This window comes from Antarcticibacterium flavum (assembly GCF_006159205.1).
GTDB classification, from domain to species: Bacteria; Bacteroidota; Bacteroidia; order Flavobacteriales; family Flavobacteriaceae; genus Gillisia; species Gillisia flava.
Genome location: NZ_CP040812.1, coordinates 1265553 through 1287306, shown reverse-complemented (window position 1 = coordinate 1287306; position 21754 = coordinate 1265553). Strand labels below are relative to the sequence as shown.

Below are 21754 nucleotides of genomic sequence, written 5' to 3'. Positions count from 1 at the left end.
TTGATGAGACCAGCTGCTATTATAATAATTTTGCTTATTTTCTCTCCTGTACTCAGGGCGCAGGAGCCTGAGTACCATCAGGTGTTTTTTGACAACAGTTTGATGAATGACAGCTGGTTCTATAGCACAGTTTCATATAAAGAGCCGTCTTTTATATTAAATGTTGAGGGCAGGCTCCCGGTAGAGAATACTATCTCCTTTACCCCGGGTAACAGCCTGGAATTAAACTATTCTTCTCACGAAAAAGGTGATTGGGAAGCAATACTGAAATTTCCCCAATGGAGGGGAAAGGATTTTCTAAAAGCCGGGGATCATCTTAGTCTCTGGATCTATGTTACCGGAAAGACACAGCAGGAACATTTGCCGCAATTGTCTATTATACTTGAGGATGAAAAGGATCGGGAATATATCGCCCTTGGAGATCATTTAAACTCGTTTAAAATTAATACGTGGTTACATGTTAAGATTCCCCTGTATCACTTTAAAATATCCGGTGAAACACAACCCTTAAAAATAGATTCCCGTAAAATTCTTCAGGTCTTGTTAAAACAACCTGCACAAGGGGAAGGCGATCACAAAATCTTTATTGATCAGGTGGAAATTTATAATGAGGAAGATTCTCAAACGAGTCTTAACAGGCCGGAAATTAATAGTGTAAAAGCTTATGAAAGGCACGTAGATCTAACCTGGGAAAATGTAGATCCCGAATTGGTGAGATACGTAAAAATATACCGATCCAGTAATAACAAGGATTTTCTTCCGGTTGGTATCCAAAGTCCAATGGAATATTCAAGGTTTGTTGATTATACCGGTGTTCCGGGTAAAGCCTACCAGTATAAAATAAGTTTTCTTGCAAATGATTATTCTGAATCTTCTTTGTCTGCCCCAATGAGTGCAACAACAAGGGAGATGAATGACGAGGAATTATTGGAAATGGTGCAGGAGGCAGCTTTCAGGTATTACTGGGAGGGGGGCGAGCCAAACAGTGGGCTTGCCAGGGAAAATATCCCCGGAAGAAAAGATATGATCGCTACCGGAGCATCCGGTTTTGGATTAATGGCTCTGGTTGTGGGAGCAGAAAGGAATTTTATTAGCAGAGAAGACTTTGTGTCCCGCATAGGAAAAATTGTTTCTTTTATTGAAAATGGTGACACATTCCACGGGGCATTAGCTCATTTTATGGATGGCCCTTCAGGTAAGGTAGAACCCTTCTTTGGTAAGTATGATGACGGAGCAGATTTGGTGGAGACCTCATTTTTTATGCAGGGATTATTGACGGTGGAGCAATATCTTTCAGAAACAGATCCCCGGGAAAATGAATTGCGAAAAAGAATATCTCAAATATGGGAAAAGGTCGAATGGGACTGGTTCAGGCAACATGAAGATAGCCCTTTTCTATACTGGCACTGGTCTCCTGAGCATGAGTGGCATATTAATCACAAGCTCATAGGGTGGAATGAAACCCTTATCACATATTTCCTGGCAATTGCGTCCCCCACACATCCTGTTTCTCCTGAAATGTATTATTCCGGATGGGCAAGCCAGGATACAATTGCACAAAATTATAGATCCAATTGGGGCAGGACCTTTGAAGGTTCAATGTTCACAAATCAGGAGACTTATTATGGTATTTCCCTGGAAGTTGGAGTGGGGAATGGAGGGCCATTATTTTTTACACATTACTCTTTCCTCGGGCTTGATCCCCGAAAAATGGAAGATGAATACACTAACTATTTCGAGAATAACAGTAATATCAGCCTTATTAATTATCGTTATTGCTGTGAGAATCCTGGGAATTATGAGGGATACGGGCCAGGCAGCTGGGGATTAACAGCAAGTGACGGCCCCTGGGGCTACAAAGCCAGGGAACCCAAAGAAGATATGGATGATGGAACAATAGCTCCCACCGGGGCAATCTCCTCTTTTCCCTATACACCTCAAGAATCCATGGCGGCATTAAAACATTTTTATAGAGAATATGGTTCTTTTCTTTGGGGGGAATATGGATTTCGAGATGCTTTTAACCTGTCGCAGGACTGGACCGCGAATATCTTCATGGGCCTCAACCAGGCGCCTATGGTAGTTATGATAGAAAATCATCGCAGTGGCCTTTTATGGGATTTATTTATGAAGAACGGGGACGTACAGCAGGCGATTGATAATTTGAAGAAAATCAGGAAAAAAGAATAAAAACAATTAAATAAATAAAACTTCAATGATCACCACGAAAAATTTAAAGCCATACATTTTTATTCTCACTATTCTGTTAGCTATAGGCTGTAAGGAAAATACTAATCGCGAAGTGGCAGTAAGCGGGGAAAATTCAGAGAATGAAACCTTATCTGAAGACGCGCTGCTGGACACCGTTCAACGACAAACCCTAAGGTATTTCTGGGATTTTGCTGAACCTAATTCAGGAATGGCAAGGGAACGCTATCACCCGGACGGGGATTATCCAAGGAATGATGAGCACGTTGTAACTACCGGTGGTACCGGTTTTGGGTTAATGGCTATAGTTGCAGGGACAGAGCGCGGGTTTATCGACAGGGATTCAGCCGTTGCCCGTTTTGACAAAATAGCCGATTTCCTTGCAGAAGCTGAAAGATTCCATGGTGTCTGGCCCCACTGGATCAACGGGGAGACCGGAGAGACGCAGGCATTCAGCGATAAAGACAACGGCGGGGATATCGTGGAAACATCCTTCCTGGCACAAGGCTTCATTGTAGTAAGAGAATACCTGAAAAACGGAAATGAGCAGGAGCAGGCCGTGGCCCAAAAATATGATGAGCTATGGAAAGGGATAGAATGGAACTGGTACACCAATAATAAAGACGGGATCTACTGGCACTGGTCGCCAGATTATGAGTGGGAAATGGATTTTATGATAGAAGGATACAATGAATGCCTTATAACCTATATCATGGCTGCTTCCTCTCCAGATCATTCAATACATGCCGATGCATATCACAAAGGCTGGGCGCGTGGTGGAGACATAGTCACAGATGTTGAGTCGTACGATCTTCCACTAATTTTGAAACATAATACCCGGGGTGACAAGGGAGGCCCGTTATTTTGGGCACATTACTCCTACCTCGGATTGAATCCAAAAGGACTTAGTGATAAATATGCCAATTACTGGGACCTCAATGTGAACCACAGCAAGATAAATTACCTCTACTGCCAGGAAAATCCCGAAAATTATGAAACATATGGCGAGAATTCCTGGGGACTCACAGCAAGCTACACCCGTAATAATGATGACAGCATTGGTTACACCGCACACGCACCAGATAATGACAGGGGAGTGGTTTCTCCTACAGCGGCCTTGAGTTCTATTCCCTATACTCCTGAAGAATCATTGGCAGCTATGCGATATTTTTATGAAGACCTCAATGACCTCTTGTGGGGCCCTGCAGGGTTCTATGATGCCTTTAGCCTGGAAGGAAATGACTGGGTCGCAGAAAAATATCTGGCAATTGACCAGGGGCCCATTGTTGTAATGATAGAAAATTATCGCAGCGGTTTGATATGGGACCTTTTCATGGGTGCACCCGAGGTGCAGCAAGGTCTTAAAAAACTGGAATTCAATTATTAATACTCATCAATAGAAATTTTTCAATTGAATACATATAAATCCATAATGAAATCAAGATTACTCTGGCTGCTGGCAATCATATTGTTGGTACTTCTAATGATACCTGTATCTATGCATGCCCAGACCGGTTTCCATGCATATGAAAAGGAGGTTTTCATTGAAGACAATGATTCCCTGCACTACAGGATCCTTTATCCGCCCAATTTTGATCGAACAAAAAAAAATCCACTTATCCTGTTTCTTCATGGAGCAGGGGAAAGGGGAGATAATAATGAAAGTCAGTTAATTAATGGAGGAGATTTATTTCTCAAAAAGCAAGATGAGTTTCCCGCAGTAGTAATATTTCCACAGGCGCCAAAAGAAGATTATTGGGCGAAGGTGGAAGTAAATCGTGATACTCTCCCTTTCCAATTTGACTTTAAGAATGAGGAAGAGCCTACCAAAGCCCTACATTTGGTCATGGCTCTTCTGACTTCTGTTACTGCGGAAGATTATATAGATACCAGGAAAGTTTACGTAGGCGGACTTTCCATGGGAGGTATGGGAACTTTTGAGATCATAAGCAGGCAACCCGAAACCTTTGCCGCAGCCTTTGCAATTTGTGGCGGGGCAGATCCTGCTATAGCTCAAAAATATCCTGAAGGTTTCAACATCTGGATCTTCCACGGGGAGAAAGATGATGTGGTCATACCTGAATATTCCAAAACAATGGCAAGGGAGATCAATTCGCACGGTGGCAACGCGAAGCTATCCTTATATCCAAACGATAATCATAATAGCTGGGATTCAGCTTTTGCAGAACCATACTTATTAAAATGGTTGTTCTCACACGAACGAATGGATTAGAATAGACGATCGAGTTTTAATTTATTAATCTGTTTAAGACAGAAAAGATGAAATATTTAAAAAGAATTTTTACAATAACAATTTTATTTGGAACCCTCAGCACCTCTGCACAGGAAGTAGTGCCCAAAACTTATATTAATCCTCTGGACATTGATTATACTTATATGGTTTACAATTCCAGGAACAATATTTCCTATCGTTCCGGGGCAGATCCTGCGGTAATTGAATATAGAGGGGAGTATTTCATGTTTGTTACCCGTTCCTTTGGGTACTGGCATTCCAAAGATCTTATAAACTGGCAATTCATTAAACCAAAACAATGGTTCTTTGAAGGATCAAATGCGCCAACGGCCTTCAATTATAAAGATTCCCTGGTATACTTTGCCGGGGATCCCGCGGGTTACGGCAGTATATTATATACAGATGATCCTAAAAAAGGAGAGTGGACCCCCACCGCTTCTATCTCTACGAATATTCAGGATTCGGAGTTATTTATTGATGATGACGGGCAAACCTATTTGTATTGGGGTTCTTCAAATGTTCATCCTTTGCGGGTAAAAATGCTGGATAAGGATGACCGTTTTCTGGAGACAGGGGTTGAAAAAGAACTTTTCAACCTGGTGGAGGAAGAACACGGCTGGGAACGTTTTGGGGAAAATAATTTCCATCCTACCTTAAAAGAAGGTTATATGGAAGGTGCCTCTATGACCAAGCATAATGGTAAATACTATTTGCAATATGCCGCACCGGGCACACAATTCAATGTGTATGCAGATGGGGCTTACATAGGGGAGACACCCCTTGGGCCTTTTGAATATATGAAAAATAACCCCATGAGCTTCAAACCGGGCGGATTTGCAAATGGTGCCGGTCATGGGATCACAGTAAAACAAACTAATGGGCAATACTGGCACTTTGCCACAGTAGCCCTGGCTTCCAATTCTCATTGGGAAAGGAGGCTGGCCATGTTTCCTACGTATTTTGATGAGGAGGGTTTGATGTATAGCATCACCAGTTATGGGGATTACCCACTGTACGGCCCAGACCACCCCACTAAAGCAGGCTTGCATAATGGCTGGATGCTGTTATCCTATAAAGGAAAAGCTACAGTCTCTTCTGCTATGAAGCAGGTAAGAAAAAGTACCGCTACAGATGGGGATTTTGACATTACTGAAATGCCCCTCGAAAAGAATAATCGGGGTGAAATTATTTCTAAGCTGTTAACAGATGAAAGCCCCAAATCTTTTTGGGTTGCTGAAGCCAATGACGATAAGCAATGGGTAGAGATCGAAATGCTTGCCCCCGGAAACATCTATGCCTTCCAACTTAATTTCCACGATGAAGAAGCCGGGATCTACACCAGGACAGAAGGCTTGAGACACCGGTTTACTCTGGAAGTTTCAGAAGATGGAAAAAATTGGAAAACCGTGGTAGACAGAAGTAATAGCTTTAAAGATACCCCGAATGCATACATACCCCTTAATCAGCCTGTAAAGGGAAAATATGTGCGCTACAATAATGTGGAAGTTCCGGGGAATAATCTGGCATTGTCAGAAATCAGGGTGTTTGGAAAAGGCCTTGGAAAGAAGCCGGAAAAAGTGAAGGGCTTCAAGGTTAACCGGCAGGAAGACAGGAGAGATGCATCCTTCAGCTGGAATCTTGTGAAAGGAGCTCAGGGTTACAACATCCGTTGGGGTATCGCCCCAGATAAACTATACCACGCCTGGTTGGTTTACGATACAAATGAGCATTTTATGCGTAACCTGGACCGGGATACCCAATATTATTTTAGTATAGAAGCGTTCAATGAAAATGGGATCTCAGAAAAGACTGAGGTTCAGGAAGTGAAATAAAGGAAGCAAATTACCAATCATTTAAAATTATAACGAGATGAGAAAAATTAACCTGTTAGTCGCTGTTCTTTTTGTAACGGGGCTTTCAAATTTACAAGCCCAGGAAAGGATCCCGGAAGTTGAAACACTTCTGGAGAAAATGACCCTTGAGGAAAAGATAGGCCAACTTAACCTTTTAACCCCAGGCGGTGGTGTTGCTACAGGGTCTGTCGTAAGTGAGGATGTAGAGGCCAAGATCAAGGCAGGAAATGTAGGGGGTGTTTTTGGGGTGTCAAGTCCGGAAAGGGTTAGACAGGCCCAGGATATTGCGCTGAAGAATTCCCGGCTTAAGATCCCGTTGCTTATTGGAAGTGATGTGATCCATGGTTATAAAACTACTTTTCCAATCCCGCTAGGTCTTTCTGCCAGCTGGGATATGGAACTTATCAAAGAAACGGCCCAAATTGCTGCGAAAGAGGCAACTGCCGATGGGATAAACTGGAATTTTTCACCAATGGTGGATATTTCCCGTGACCCACGCTGGGGCCGGGTGGCAGAAGGTGCAGGAGAGGATCCCTTTCTTGGATCGCAGATCGCCAAAGCTATGGTAGAAGGCTATCAGGGTGATAATCTTGCCAATCCTGAGACTATGATCTCCACCGTAAAACATATGGCCCTTTATGGAGCCTCTGAGGCCGGGCGGGATTACAACCGGGTGGATATGAGCCGTGCCAAGATGTTCAATGAATATTTGCCACCTTATAAGGCGGCTGTAGATGCGGGAGTTGCCAGTGTGATGACCTCTTTTAATGATATTGACGGGGTGCCGGCTTCAGGTAACAAATGGCTGCTTACAGATGTTCTAAGGGAGCGTTGGGGTTTTGACGGATTCGTGGTTTCAGATTATACATCAGTGAACGAGATGATCGCCCACGGGATGGGTGACCTGCAGGCTGTTTCGGCTTTGGCTATCAATGCCGGGCTGGATATGGATATGGTAGGGGAAGGTTTTCTTACAACCCTCAAAAAATCTGTTGATGAGGGAAAGGTTTCAGAAGAAACAATTACCACTGCTGCCAGAAGGATCCTGGAAGCCAAGCATAAATTAGGTCTATTTGATGATCCTTACAGATACTCAGATGAGAGCAGGCCGGAAACCGATATTCTTACAGAGGAAAACCGGGCAAAAGCCCGGGAGGCAGCAACAAAATCTTTTGTTTTGCTGAAAAAACATAACAATACGCTGCCAATATCGAAAAATGCGAAAATTGCACTTATCGGTCCGCTGGCAAATAACAAGAACAATATGCTGGGAACCTGGGCTCCAACCGGAGATCAACAGCTTTCAATTCCAATACTGGAAGGATTTAAAAATGTAGCTCCAAATGCAAGCATAACTTATGCAAAAGGTGCAAATATTAGTGACGACGCAACATTTGCAAAGAAGGTGAATGTTTTCGGGCCGCGTATAGAAATTTCAGAAGAATCTCCTGAACAACTATTAAAAGAGGCTATGACGGTTGTAAATGATGCCGATGTTGTGGTAGCAGTGGTTGGAGAAGCTTCAGAAATGAGCGGGGAAGCAGCCAGCCGTACAGAGATTTCCATTCCTGAAAGTCAGAAAAAATTAATTCGCGAACTTGCTGCCAGCGGAAAACCGGTGGTACTTGTCCTTATGAGCGGAAGACCCTTGACTATTCCTGAAGAAATGGAACTTCCTGTAAGTATTCTGCAGGTATGGCACCCGGGTGTGGAAGCTGGAAATGCGGTAGCCGATGTGGTTTTTGGAGATTATAATCCATCCGGAAAACTTACTGCTACCTGGCCGGTAAATGTTGGGCAAATTCCAATTTACTACGGAATGAGAAGGACAGGAAGGCCTGCAGCTTCTGAAGATTTTGAGAAATTCAAATCCAATTACCTGGATGCTCCAAATGCACCTTTACTTCCTTTTGGTTACGGGCTTAGTTATACAGAATTTGAATATTCGAATGTAAATGTGAACAATTCTACCCTTGCAGAAGGTGGAAGCATCACAATTTCGGCTACAGTTAGAAACACCGGGAATTATGATGGGGAAGAGGTAGTGCAGTTATATACGCATGACAAAGTGAGGTCTATAACCCCGCCAATGAAGGAACTAAAAGGTTTTGAAAAGATCTTCCTGAAAAAAGGAGAATCAAAGACCGTGACCTTTGAGATTACTACAGAGGATCTTAAATTCTACAATAATGAGGAGGATTTTATTTTTGAACCCGGAGAGTTTGAGTTTTTTGTGGGTGGAAGTTCAGATAACGAATTTACCGGCAGCTTTACTGTGAAGTAGAGAGTAAAAAAAATCTATTATGCTCCTCTCGAAAAGCCCTACCTTTTTGGAGGAGCATTTTTTTTAATACAATTATGAACTTATCCAAATCATTCTTTTTCCTTATTCCTGTACTCCTGATGGGTTGTAAGGAAACTGCCGAAAAGGAGGAGCCGGTGGCTGCTGAGAAATACGAGGCTACAGAACAGCCCGCAGATATTGAGGCCCCGGAGGGGATGGTATGGATCCCCGGCGGAATATTTCAGCAGGGAGCAACAGGAGAAGATAAACAAGCCATGAGCCATGAGAAACCTGCGCACCCGGTGTATGTAGATGGTTTTTTTATGGATGAAACTGAAGTAACCAACAGGGAGTTCGCAAAATTTATTGATGCAACCGGATACATAACTCTTGCTGAAAGGGAGCTTTCCTGGGAAGAGCTGCAGCAGCAATTACCGCCGGGTACTCCCAAACCTGCAGATTCGCTCCTGCAGCCGGGTTCCCTGGTTTTTAATAAACCGAATGAAGAGGTGAAGAACCTTCATGATTTTAGGCGCTGGTGGGTTTGGCAGGTAGGTGCCAACTGGAAACAACCGGAAGGCCCTGGAAGTTCCATTGAAGGAAAGGAGGATCACCCGGTGGTGCATGTTGCGTATGAAGATGCAGTAGCATACAGTGACTGGGTAGGACGCCGTCTCCCAACCGAAGCCGAATGGGAATTTGCCGCCAGGGGCGGGGAGGAGAATTCACGTTTTAGCTGGGGTGATGATGAGAACGTACTGGAAGAAAGAGCCAATACCTGGACAGGTGAATTCCCTGTCAATAATAATGAAGCCGATGGGTATGAAGGCAGCGCCCCCGTAAAGTCATTTCCTCCAAACAATTATGGCCTCTATGATATGGCAGGGAATGTATGGGAGTTCACTTCAGACTCTTATGACCCCCAGTATTACAGGAAATTATTGGACAAGGGGGTAGCTGAGAATCCGCAGGGGCCGGAAAGTGCTTATAAAGGGTATAATCCCAATTTAAATGCGAAGGTCATAAAGGGAGGTTCGTATTTATGCCATGCCTCTTATTGTGCCAGTTACAGGGTATCGGCAAAAATGCCGCAAACTATGGACTCTTCTCACGGGCATCTGGGATTTCGAACAGTTGCGACGCAGGAAATGTTGAGAAAAATAATTAAAAATCAGAACCTATGAAAAAGTTAAGCACCTTTCTTCTAATCGCAGGTTTGACTCTTTCGGGTTTTAGTCAGAATCTTCCCGGAAGCCGTGATTACAGGACATATTGTAATCCTATAGATATCGATTATACTTATGTGGCCCATAATTCCTATACCGGGGTATCTTACCGTGCCGGGGCAGACCCTGCGGTGATCAACTTCAAAGGGAAGTATTTTATGTTCGTTACCAGGTCCTATGGTTATTGGATGTCCACTGATATGAGCAACTGGGAATTCATAACCCCTCAGGGCTGGTACTTTAACGGTAGTAATGCTCCGGCAGCGGCGGTACATGGCGATAAAGTGATCGTGGCCGGTGATCCTTCGGGAAGAATGGCAGTGATCCATACCGATACCCCGGAGAATGGCGACTGGAAAACTTCTTACAGCGTCCTGCCTATAGCGATACAGGATCCGGCTTTGTTTGTTGATGATGACGGGAAGGTCTACCTGTATGAAGAATCTTCAAATGTACATCCCATATATGGAGTAGAATTGGACCCGGAAAATAATTATCTGCCTAAAGGGGAACCAAAAGCCTTAATAAGCTTAAATCCTGAAAAACATGGCTGGGAAAGATTTGGACAGGATCATTCTTCAGAAATGAAACCATTTCTTGAAGGCCCCTGGATGACTAAACATAAGGGTAAGTATTATCTGCAATACGGTGCTCCGGGTACTGAGTTCAATGTGTATGCAGATGGGGTTTATACAGGTGACCATCCCCTTGGGCCATTTGAATATGCGCCTTACAATCCAATTTCCTATAAACCCGGGGGTTATGTAACGGGAGCAGGACATGGAAGTACTGTACAGGATAACAATGACAAATACTGGCATTTTGCTACTATGCCTATTGCCGTGAATTACAAATTTGAACGCAGGATTGGCTTGTTTCCGGCAGGATTTGAGGAGGACGGTCAAATGTATGTCAACACCGCCTATGGAGATTATCCGCATTTTTTACCCGATACAGAGGTAGAGGATCATAAGGAACGCTTCAGCGGGTGGATGCTCCTGTCTTACGGAAAAAAAGCAACGGCCAGTTCCGTAGTAAATGATACGGTAAGGCAGCAGGTTATAGGTCCGCAGATGACAGCCATTACCCGCGAAAATGATAAAGGCTACGGTCCGGCCAATTTGGTAGATGAGCAAATAAGCACATTTTGGGTAGCAAATGGAAATGACGAAAGCATGCAGGCTACGGTAGACCTTGGAGCAGTGATGCAGGTAAAGGCTATTCAGGTTAACTTTCAGGAATTTAATGCGGCTGTTTTTGGCAGGGCTCCTGGATTAAAACATCAGTTTAAGATCGAATCCTCTACCGATGGTGAGGAGTGGACAGTTTTAGTGGATTATTCCCAAAATGATCGGGACCAGCCACATGCTTATATCGAACTCGAAAAAGAGACCGATGCCCGTTACCTGAGGTATCGAAATTTTGATACCCCCAATGAATACCTGGCACTTTCCGGTTTTCGAATCTTCGGAAACGGCTACGGAAAAGCTCCTGCAACTCCTGAAAACATCCAAATTGACCGCAATGTAGATCGGCGCGATGCCAGTATAAAGTGGGATCCTGTCGATGATGCAATGGGCTATGTAATCTATTGGGGAATTGAAGAGAACAAGCTCAATAATTCTGTTATGATGTATGATAGGTCCAATTATGAGTTAAGAGCGTTAAGCACAGAGCAGGCATACTACTTCGAGATAGAGGCCTTTAATGAGAATGGAGTAGGGCAGAGGAGTGAACCGATTAGGGTAAATTAATAGAATCTTAAATTCTGCTATTATGAAAATAGACATCCGTTTACTATATTTTCTATTATTCCTTGGCACAGGAAATCTCGCGGCCCAAAATCTTTATGAACTGCCAAAAGAAAATCCGGTTACCAGGTGGATCTCTTTTGAAAACCTTTCAGGGCAAAAGGGAGCAGGAGGGTGAATTGGAAGATGGAAATGCAATGCGGATGGATTGTTTGAGGCTGGGGAAAGTGGATTAGACCCTTAGGGTTAAATTCCTCCCAGCAAATCCCCGGAACAATTGCATATCTAAAAGTTCAGACCTCACAGGTTTTTTTTAACCTGTGAGGTCTCTCTATAAGAGGAGTTTCTAACTAAAATTAATCTCTGTAGGAGCAGAGGTTTATCGTTACTCCAGCTCCGGACCTGCCAGGTTTCTCGTTTGCAAAACTCGTAATTGTAAAAGAGAGAAGACCAGGCGTGAAAATTTAACCTGGTAGGTCTACCTTGTGTGGTCTTCACGTTCTCGCTTTTCCTTGTTCAGACCTGCCAGGTTCTTTTTTTTAGTAGTTAGTTAAATATGAAATTCTGTCTTCCTAAATTATAAAAACCTGGCAGGTCTGCCTCGCTGAGTAGCTCCTGGTTTGAAGGACGTTGAATTCCGAAGAATTTTATTTAGCAATTCAATCCCAACAGGAGCAGAGACGTGTATTTACCAATGATCCAGACCTGCCAGGTTTCTCGTTTGCAAAACTCGTAATTGTAAAAGAAAGAAGGCCTCGCATGAAAATTTAACCTAGTAGGTCTACCTTGTGTTGTATTCACGTTCTCGTTTTTCCCTGTTCAGACCTACCAGGTTCTTTTTTTCAGTAGTTAGTTAAATATGAAATTCTGTCTTCCTAAAGTAATAAAACCTGGCAGGTCTGCCTCGCTGAGTAGCTCCTGGTTTGTAGGGCGCTAAACGAAGAAGAATTTTATCTAGTAAATTAATCCCAACAGGAGCAGAGCCTGGAATTTACCAATGATCCAGACTGCCAGGTTTCTCGTTTGCAGAAGTCGCAATTATAAAGGATAGCAGGTTAGGCGTGAAAATTTAACCTGGTAGGTCTACAATGTGTAGCCTTCACGTTCTCGCTTTTCCCTGTTCAGACCTACCAGGTTCTTTTTTTTCAGGAATAAGTAAAAAATGAAAACCTGTCTTCCTAAAGTATGAAAACCTGGCAGGTCTACCTCGCTGAGTAGCTCCTGGTTTGAAGGACGTTGAATTCCGAAGAATTTTATTTAGCAATTCAATCCCAACAGGAGCAGAGACGTGTTTACCAATGATCCAGACCTGCCAGGTTTCTCGTTTGCAGAAGCCGCAATTATAAAGGATAGCAGGTTAGGCGTGAAAATTCAACCTGGTAGGTCTACAATGTGTAGCCTTCACGTTCTCGCTTTTTCCTGTTCAGACCTACCAGGTTCTTTTTTTCAGTAGTTAGTTAAATATGAAATTCTGTCTTCCTAAAGTAATAAAACCTGGCAGGTCTACCTCGCTGAGTAGCTCCTGGTTTGAAGGACTATAAAAGAAGAAGAATTTGTTGAATGGTCTTATTTAACTAGAGACGATTAAAGGCTCCTTCCCTTTTTTCAAGGGAAGGTGGATTGATTGGCTCAGGGAATTATTGTGCTTCCTAAAATCTTTCCAGCCAATCAAGACGGAAGGGTTAACGAGCGTGAGGTGGAGTAGGGTGTCCATTGGAGATTAATCGAGGATTAGGGCGGGCACTTTTGGAGGTGCCATTATAGTTTTCCACGCCACCACCCCGTCCGCTAAAGCGTCCACCCCTCCTTGAAAAAAGGAGGGGAGCCGTGTACTTTGTGAACTTCACGCTTTAGACTATATCTTTTCTAACCTGATCCCGGACAACACACTCTTCCCTGAGTTCTCCTCAAATTCCACCTGTATCCCATTATCCCCGGCTTTAATCCTGTATGATTTCTCCACCGCACGAATCCGGCCATAGTCCCGGGCAAGGTTCAGGTCTTTTGAGAATAGATTTCCATTAATTCTTACATCAAAACTCCTTAAGCCCGAAATTTCCTGTTTTTGAGCCTCACTCAAATTATAGATATTTTCTTCGGAAGCATTGAATTCGGGTTCGGAGAAAAGCAAGGTCACCCGGTAATTGCCTGCAGGAACGTCAAATTTATAGGCTTCAATGCCTTCCCGCATCGTTTGGAATAGCGGATCATTTTCAGTGCCCTGAATATCTGAAGCTGTGCCCTGGAATTTGCTTTTGTTCTTTTGATAAACCTCACCGCCAACATATCCAAACTCTCCCTCGCTGTATTCCTGGTCGCTTATCCAGGTCTCTCCGGTAACAGGATCGGTATAATTTACCTTAGCTCCCACGTTCAACAGGATTGGTTCTTTTTCAAGGTTTTTCAGCATATTTTTTCTGAATTTCACTTCGATATCACGGGTATGGGTGAGATCGTCGGTCTTTGCAGTAATCCGGTGCTTTCCTTCCGGAAGCAGAAGATTAAAGACGGCAATCCCGTCTTCCACAGTTTCAGAAAACTCCCGGTCGTCTACATTTAGAGTAACTTCTGAAGCATTGGAAAAAACAGTGATAGTAATTTCCTCATTTTCGTCTTTCGGATAACGCGTCTTATAATGCTCGCCGGTTATATAAAGCACAGGTTCTTCCAGCAGCCTCGCCTGGTAGTAATAGAAAATATCTTTTTTGCTCCGGTCTATATTCACCAGGCCTTTCTGATTAATGTAAGGCGCGGCATCCTGGCGGAAGGAAGAGCCGAAATCAGCAAAATTCCAGGCCGTCATCCCGAAAACAAAATCCCGCTCCAGTACCTGGTTGATATAGCTGCGGTGGAGTTCCAACTGATAAGCTTCAGAATAATCCCAGGGCAGGGGAGTGTCGGTTTGCAGGCGCACATCTGCCCCAGGTCCGTATTCTGAAATGAATAAGGGACGATCGGGATAGCGTTTGTGCTGCTCATCCAGAAACTCTCCGAAACTTTCAAGTCCGGGAGAATACCAGCCAAAATAGAGATTCCAGCCAATAACATCGGTAATATCGGCAATGCCAGATTCGTTGTACAATTCATTCTCGTGCAGGGCCATAACACTTAACCGTTGCGGATCCAGGCGTTTGGTTTCCTTTTCCAGCTTTTCTGCCAGTTCTACGGAAGTCCGAATTTTTTCTACCTTTTCCTCTTCGGTGATCTGGTTGTTAAATACCAGCCTTATGAAGATCTCATTCATTATTCCCCACATCACGATAGATGGATGGTTATAGAATTGCAGGATCTGTTCCCGCTGCATTTTAAGGGAAATGTCATGGTAGGCATCTGTATCTGTAACATCATTGATAACGGGTACTTCTGTCCAGACAAGCAAGCCCAGTTCATCGCATAGCCTGTAAACCTCCGGGTCCTGGGGGTAATGTGCGGTCCTTATCACGTTGCTCCCCATTTCTTTCATCATTTCATAATCTTTACGATGCAGGCTATTGGGCAGGGCATTTCCCAGGCCTTCAAAGTCTTGGTGCCGGTTTGCGCCAATCAATTTTATTGGCTCCCCATTAAGGATGAAACCTCTTTCCGTATCCACTTCAAACCAACGCAGTCCGAATTTTGAATCAAAATCATCCAGAACTTCCCCTGATGCCCGGTCTACCAAACGGGCTTCCAGCTTATATAGATTCGGAGCATCGGGAGACCATAATGCCGGATTCTGAAGTTTATCTGTAATATTCACCTTGTTCGAAGCTCCGGGCCGTATGTTGAGCTCCCGGGTGATAGTCCGGATCCGTTTATTCTCAGGATCAAATATATTCACTTCCAGCTTTACCCTTCTTCTTTTATCGGCAGCGTTTACTATGCGCGCTTCAAAATCGATCGAGGCACTTTCAGCTGAAACATTTCCGGTTTTAATAAGCAGGTTCCCGGCAGCTTCATTTTCCAGTTCAAAATGAACCGCATTGGTGAGGATCAATTCCAGGTCACGGTAAATTCCGCCGTAGAAATTAAAGTCGGCATCCAGGGGCGGAATATCGGGATTGTGGGAATTGTCTACTTCTATTTTTAATTCATTTGCCTGGCCAAAGTTGAGAGCTTCAGAAACATCAAAAACGAAACCTGTGTACCCGCCGCGGTGCTCCCCGATCTTTTTGCCGTTTACAAAAACCGTGGTGATCTGGTTACTGCCTTCAAATTTTAGAAAAGCCCGTTTTTGCTCCCATTCCTGCGGAACAAAAATGTTTTTGAGATAAGTTCCTTTACCACGAAAATATTCCTTGCCATCCCTGAAAGCATCTTCGGCATTCCAGGTGTGGGGAATATTTACAATTTGAGCTTTATTATCTTCTTCCAGGATAAATTCCCAGGCAGCATTGATGGTTTGCACCTGCCGTTGGGCAACACTTGTAAGGGAGAAGAGGAATGTGAGTATAATAAATGAATATTTCATGATATTAGTTTTCAGGTAAAAAAGGCTGCGTCCAGGCTACTTCCACATCTCCTTCCTTGTAAGGGTTTTCCTTTAGTTTGCTCGAGGTGATCTTTGCCCTTACGAATAAATGATCTTTTGGCAGCCTGAAAGCAGCTTCAGTCCCTTCAATGGTTTTTACTGTTTCTGTCTGGGAATCATCTTCATGTGCTGTTATGAATTCTGTGGTATAGGTAACTCCTTCTTCAGCTTTGATCTTTACAGATAAAATATTGTTTTCAAAGGTGACACTTTCCAGCTCCACTCCGGTGGTGGAATAAAAATCTCCCGACTCCATCGCTTCCATAAGGGAATGAGGGTGCAGCTTGTCGCTTTTCACCATCACCCACCCGCGGCCGGCATTGCTGTACTTACTGCCAAATTTATGGTAATGGTGGCTGTCATCTGTCGCCAGGCCATACATGATTGGCTTCCCGGTATTGAGATAGGCGATATTCACCTGGTCCCAAATTTTCTCAGTGCTGTCATGAATGCTGTCTCCGTAATTATTCACATAAGGATGGCCGTTGAAAACTTCAAAGAATCGTTCCCCGTCTATCTGAATGATATCTTCTGCTGTGATCGCATAGGTGAAATTTGGGTGGTTGAGGTGTTGCAGTATTGGCTCTCCTGTGCGCTCGCTTTGTTCTCTAATAGCATCGATATTATTCTGAATAAGTTCTACTATCGTACTTCCTTCGCGGGGTTCTATATATTCCTGTACATTAATGGCGCCAATGTGTACCGCTTTTCCTTCCAGGTAGGAGGTAACCTCCTCTGCTCGAAAGATCAAAAACTTCTCCTCCTCTTCAAACAGGGTGCGAAATTCAGAAAGCGCTTTTAATTTTACGTGGGTGCCTGTGGAATCCTGCCGGTATTTTACCCAGTCTTCCCCATACTTTTCCAGGTATTGGCGGAATGCGTCCTGATAAAGGGAATCTTTAGGAATAGTCTTCCATTTCTCACCCTCGGCTATGGTATTATGATCGCTAAGTGCCACGAAATCGTAGCCCTTATTTTTATACCATTGCATGATCATTTCAGGAAATTCGTCGCCGTCACTCCAGTAGGAGTGGGTATGGAGATTTCCTTTGTAATATCTTTCTTCCTGGGCCACAGATGCTAAAGTGGACAGGAACAAAACAAAAGATAGCAGTAGTAGGGAAGCGGCTTTCATAAGTAGATATGTGAAATTTTAATTTAGGTTGTTATATTATTCATTTTTAGGAACAGATACCTGAATTCGCATTTTTTCTCCCTTAAGAAAGACATTCTTAAAGAAACTGAAAACTTCCGGCAGGTAATCGAAAGGCATTCTGGAATGTTCATGTTTTCCACCTTCAAAACTAAAAAGAAGATAGGAGGAGTCGAGTTCTCTTAATCTTTCTGCGATCGTTTGAGAGCCGTCAAGCATGATATAACCCGGTTTATCCCTGTCACACCAGTGGTGTGGTCCTGTACCATACGGCACAAGGTTGTCCTCCGTGCCGTGAAAGAAAACCCCGGGCACCGCATTTTCTTCCATTATATATCGGGCATCCACGATGGCACCGGCCAGGGAAAAGACGCCTGCAAATTCTATATTTTCATATCTCGAAAGGTCGTCAAACATAAGTCGCTCATTATAAACTGCATTAAGAACAGCTTCGGCCCCGGCGCTGCTTCCGCCAACGATGATTTTTGTGGGGTCAATCCTATATTCCGTTTTATTCTTCAACATAAAATGTACGGCCTCCATAAAATCTTCAGCAGCAAGTTTGAAGGTGTTCATTTTTCCTTCAGCTTCATAATCACAACCAAAAGACTGCCCTTTTCGCGTTAGCCTGTAAGAGATCTGTACCGCCACATAGCCTTTGCGGGCAGCGGCTTGAGCAAATTTAACTTCAGCTTCATTGGTACGGGTGCCGCCAGAGAATCCACCGCCGTGCATAAAGACAATAAGGGGCCTTGCCTGCATAGTATCGTTTACCGGACTGTAAATGTCTAGTTTTAACTCTTCGCCATCTTTTACTGAATATATTTCGGTTAGAGGCTTTTCTACCTCGAACAGATCTTCAATAAAGCGTTCCTGGGCCAGGAAATGCGTGGAAAGAAAAAGAAAAAAGAGACAAAAAACAGGTTTCATAGGCAGGGAAAATTTAAAAGTTCAAGATAAGATTTTTCAGCTGAAAGAGGATTGGTCACTGGCCTTTTTAGTCCTGGGGAGGCGGTTATTTTCTAAAGCACCCAGGTAAAGTCATTGTGTTTTAAAACCTTCAGAAGAAAAATATATTTTAAAAAAAAAATATCCCCTCAAGCAACCTTTTGTAAATTTCCTGCGTCTATATAAGTAGAAGGTCTAAAGAAGTCTTGTGAAAGTCATACCGCTTTTTAAAAATGAAAGTCAGTTAATCGCCCGGGCAGCGAAAAATCACCGGGGGTCACAAGAGCGGCTTTATGCCAAATATTCTCCAAAGATGCTGAGCGTTTGCAGGATGTATATAAAGGACCTTCACCACGCAGAGGAGGTGATGTTAAATGGTTTTTTTAAAGTCTTTGCCAATCTCTCGTCCTTTAAGAATGAAGGCAGCTTTGAAGGCTGGGTAAGAAAGATCATGATAAGGGAGTCCATTTCCTTTTTAAGGAGTGAGAGATTCCTGAACTTTCAGGAGAACGGGCTGGAAAATTATTCTGAAAGTACAAACAACATACAGTCGGGCATGGAAGTAGAGGAGATACAGAGCCTTATTGATGCCTTACCGGAAGGATACCGGGTGGTGTTTGTGATGTATGCGGTAGAGGGTTATAAACATCACGAGATCGCTACACTTTTGGGAATTACTGAAGGTACTTCCAAATCACAGCTCTTCAAGGCCCGGAAAATGTTGCAGGAGAAATTATCAATAACAGAAAATACCAGTTATGGGACAACATAATATAGACAAAGAATTTGGCCAAAAATTGAGGGATCGGGAGATCACTCCAAAGGCAGACAGCTGGGAGAAATTAAATGCGCGGCTGGAAAACGACAATAAAAGATCTGGCTCCTATAAATGGATCCTGGGGATAGCCGCTTCTTTTGTGGCCGGGATCCTTATCCTGGGACAGGTCTATCGTACAAATATGGTTGAGGATGCTCCTGCAGTTGTGGACACGCCTGAAAAGATTGAGGTAGAAGTGGAAACTTTTTTGGAGCAGCAAAATTCGATGCTGGCGACAGAGGAAGAGAAGGAACCTGTTGAGGAAAAGAAAATTGAAGATCGCAACACAGCCCAAAAACCACCGGTTCCCAAAATGGAAAATATAGTGCAGGTGGCCTATGAAGTTGAAGCCGATAAGGTTCTACTGGATGCAGTAGAGGAGAAGCCAAACCAAAATCTTCCTGTAGCCCTTGAAGATGCTATAGCAGCCGTATCCTCCGGCCTTGCTGAAAATAACAACCTTGCTGAAGCTGAAGCAGATTCCCTCCTTTTGATGGCAGCTGCACGAATATCAAGGGAAAGGACCACCTATGTTGCCGGGCAAAGCTTAGATGCGGAATCCCTATTATGGGATGTGGAGATGGAAATGGAACAATCCTTTAGAGAGAAAGTCTTTGACCTTATGAAGGAAGGTTATCTCAAAGCGCGAACTGCAGTGGCAAACCGCAATTATTAATAGATCATCACGAAAATTTAATCATTCATTCATCAATCAACTCCTGTCTTTTGCCTTCCCTTTAGGGGAGGGCAGGGATTTGGAAAAAATCAATCATTATGAAAACAATTATCACTTACATTTTAATCACATTTATCAGCCTTCTATTCTCCAATCTCATGGCACAAACAGATTCCATTCCTGCCAACAGAGAGCCACAAAGTATTGAGAATATTGAATATTTCAACAGGGAGAAGGAAAAGATCATACAGGAGGAAAAGGAGCAGCTAAAGCTTACAATCGAAGGGATAAACTACCGGCTTGAAAGAGAAATGATCTCTGTAGAAAAGGCTAATGAATTAAAGCAAAAGGCAGCGGAAAAACACGCCCGCAACATCGAGAACAGGATCACTATCCTGGAAAATAAACTTGCCCTCGAAGAAAGGAATCGGGACTTTGAGAACAGGCTTTCCCTGTTTGACAGCGGGAAGATCGTGAATATTTCTATGAGGAATAATTCCCCGACGCGCAAGTATGATAAACGAACTACCAGCGATCTTGTTTTGGCCGTTGGTTTTAACAATGCCCTCACTTCCGGCAGCTCCATTGATGAATCTGATTTCAAACTGGCGGGAAGCAGGTTCTTTGAAATTGGCTGGGCATGGAAGACCAGGGTATTTGATAATTCTAACTTCTTAAGGCTGAAGTATGGGGTTTCTTTTCAGTTCAACGGACTCAAACCTACAGACAATCGCTTCTTTGTAACAGATGGCGGCCTTACGACTTTGGAAGAATATCCAATAGAACTCGATAAATCAAAATTCAGGATGGACAACCTGGTATTCCCACTGCATTTTGAATTTGGACCATCAAAGAAAATTGAAAGAAAAGACTATATAAGATATTCTACAGCTGAAATGATAAAAATTGGTATAGGGGGTTATGCAGGCTTCAATATTGGGGACCGTCAAAAGCTTAAATACAGGGAAAATGGCGATAAGGTGAAGGAAAAATTAAAAGGTGATTATAATACTAATGAGTTTATTTACGGGGTTAGTGGTTATTTAAGCCTGGGCAGTACTGCCTTATATGTTAAATACGATCTCAACCCAATTTTTAAGGATCCCAACATTGAAATGCGAAATGTATCTGTAGGATTAAGGTTTGACGTAGATTAATAATCAATGCAGGAGTAAAAAAATAATATCCTTTAAAACCTTCGACATCAAAATTATATTTTCTCCAATGAGGCCGTATATGTAACTTGCAGAAGATCCCGTGTAAAGAGTCAAGGCACGGCAGTTCAAAATTCGAAAAGATGAAGATCACAAAATTTTTAATGGCGATTTTACTCATACTGCAGGCGCCTCTTTTGCAGGCCCAGGAAGAAACAGATGTAATTAGACCTACTCAGGATAAGCCCCGGGTGATAAGTAATTATAACCGTACTTCTACCCACCTGGTGCTTGCAGCAGGTTTTAACAATGCATTGGAGGAGGGTTCATCAATAAGCGACTCAGATTTTAAATTTGCAGGGAGCCGGTTTTTTGAAGTAGGGATCGCATGGAGGACCAGGGTTTTCAAAAGCTCCAACTGGATGAGAGTTAAATATGGGGTATCCTTTCAATTCAATGGCCTGAAACCAACAGAAAACAGATATTTTGTGGAAGATGGCGATTTAACTACCCTGGAAACATTCCCACAGGAGCTTAATAAATCTAAATTCAGGATGGATAATGTTGTTGTTCCGCTGCATTTTGAATTTGGCCCATCAGACAAAGCAAAAACAAACTGGGGGTACTGGTTTTCAACCGCTAAGAAATTTAAAGTCGGATTAGGAGGATTTGTTGGTTATAATATAGGAGAAAGACAAAAACTAAGATATGAAGAAAATGGGGAGAAAATGAAGCGTAAGATGAAGAATGATTTCAACACCAATGATCTCGTGTATGGCTTAAGTGGTTATGTAGGTTGGGGCGCCACTTCTCTCTATGCAAAATATGACCTTAATCCTGTTTTTGTGGAACCCAACGTAGCTCTTAATAATGTTTCTTTAGGTGTAAGATTTGATTTAAATTAATAAAAACGTTAAAAT

The 21754-nt window shown here is 43.1% G+C and carries 15 protein-coding genes; 12 read left to right on the top strand and 3 right to left on the bottom strand.

The annotated features are described in order from the left end of the window. Positions 1-3 precede the first annotated feature (3 nt). The 8 genes from FHG64_RS05370 to FHG64_RS19135 all read left to right on the top strand — a co-directional run bounded on the left by FHG64_RS05370 (position 4) and on the right by FHG64_RS19135 (position 11754). Positions 4-2190 (top strand): glucoamylase family protein, encoded by a 2187-nt coding sequence (locus FHG64_RS05370; RefSeq protein ID WP_139065461.1) that lies wholly within the window; start codon positions 4-6, stop codon positions 2188-2190. Between the two features lie 25 nt (positions 2191-2215). After that, on the top strand, positions 2216-3595 hold the full coding sequence (locus FHG64_RS05365) for a glucoamylase family protein (protein WP_139065460.1): 1380 nt from the start codon (positions 2216-2218) through the stop codon (positions 3593-3595). Between the two features lie 45 nt (positions 3596-3640). Beyond that, positions 3641-4441, top strand: coding sequence for a carboxylesterase family protein (locus FHG64_RS05360; RefSeq protein WP_139065459.1), 801 nt, complete (start codon positions 3641-3643; stop codon positions 4439-4441). Between the two features lie 47 nt (positions 4442-4488). Continuing rightward, complete coding sequence (locus FHG64_RS05355) at positions 4489-6294, top strand: family 43 glycosylhydrolase (RefSeq protein ID WP_139065458.1); 1806 nt, start codon at positions 4489-4491, stop codon at positions 6292-6294. A gap of 37 nt (positions 6295-6331) precedes the next feature. Next, positions 6332-8599: a beta-glucosidase BglX gene (gene bglX / locus FHG64_RS05350; protein ID WP_139065457.1), complete on the top strand. Its 2268-nt coding sequence runs from the start codon at positions 6332-6334 to the stop codon at positions 8597-8599. A gap of 74 nt (positions 8600-8673) precedes the next feature. Continuing rightward, positions 8674-9783, top strand: a complete 1110-nt coding sequence (locus tag FHG64_RS05345; RefSeq protein WP_139065456.1) for a formylglycine-generating enzyme family protein — start codon at positions 8674-8676, stop codon at positions 9781-9783. Next, complete coding sequence (locus tag FHG64_RS05340) at positions 9780-11579, top strand: family 43 glycosylhydrolase (RefSeq protein WP_139065455.1); 1800 nt, start codon at positions 9780-9782, stop codon at positions 11577-11579. The genes FHG64_RS05345 and FHG64_RS05340 overlap by 4 nt, the downstream gene beginning before the upstream one ends. Positions 11580-11601: 22 nt before the next feature. After that, positions 11602-11754: a hypothetical protein gene (locus tag FHG64_RS19135; RefSeq protein ID WP_168191319.1), complete on the top strand. Its 153-nt coding sequence runs from the start codon at positions 11602-11604 to the stop codon at positions 11752-11754. A 1677-nt stretch (positions 11755-13431) separates the two neighbouring features. Here FHG64_RS19135 and FHG64_RS05335 read toward each other — a convergent pair. From FHG64_RS05335 to FHG64_RS05325, 3 genes are read right to left on the bottom strand one after another with little or no spacing between them, the layout of a single operon-like run. Further along, positions 13432-16026, bottom strand: a complete 2595-nt coding sequence (locus FHG64_RS05335) for a glycoside hydrolase family 2 TIM barrel-domain containing protein (protein WP_139065454.1) — start codon at positions 16024-16026, stop codon at positions 13432-13434. Positions 16027-16030: 4 nt separating this feature from the next. After that, the gene (locus tag FHG64_RS05330; protein ID WP_139065453.1) at positions 16031-17221 is read right to left on the bottom strand and encodes a CehA/McbA family metallohydrolase domain-containing protein; all 1191 of its coding nucleotides are present in this window, start codon (positions 17219-17221) and stop codon (positions 16031-16033) included. 36 nt (positions 17222-17257) lie between these two features. After that, on the bottom strand, positions 17258-18169 hold the full coding sequence (locus FHG64_RS05325) for an alpha/beta hydrolase (protein WP_139065452.1): 912 nt from the start codon (positions 18167-18169) through the stop codon (positions 17258-17260). A gap of 226 nt (positions 18170-18395) precedes the next feature. Between FHG64_RS05325 and FHG64_RS05320 the strand changes: the two genes are divergently transcribed. The 4 genes from FHG64_RS05320 to FHG64_RS05305 all read left to right on the top strand — a co-directional run bounded on the left by FHG64_RS05320 (position 18396) and on the right by FHG64_RS05305 (position 21739). After that, the gene (locus FHG64_RS05320) at positions 18396-18959 is read left to right on the top strand and encodes an RNA polymerase sigma factor (RefSeq protein ID WP_139065451.1); all 564 of its coding nucleotides are present in this window, start codon (positions 18396-18398) and stop codon (positions 18957-18959) included. Then, positions 18946-19680, top strand: a complete 735-nt coding sequence (locus tag FHG64_RS05315; protein ID WP_139065450.1) for a hypothetical protein — start codon at positions 18946-18948, stop codon at positions 19678-19680. Before FHG64_RS05320 ends, FHG64_RS05315 begins: the two co-directional genes overlap by 14 nt. Before the next feature lie 98 nt (positions 19681-19778). Then, on the top strand, positions 19779-20837 hold the full coding sequence (locus tag FHG64_RS05310; RefSeq protein WP_139065449.1) for a hypothetical protein: 1059 nt from the start codon (positions 19779-19781) through the stop codon (positions 20835-20837). 140 nt (positions 20838-20977) lie between these two features. After that, positions 20978-21739, top strand: coding sequence for a hypothetical protein (locus tag FHG64_RS05305; protein WP_139065448.1), 762 nt, complete (start codon positions 20978-20980; stop codon positions 21737-21739). Positions 21740-21754: the final 15 nt, after the last annotated feature.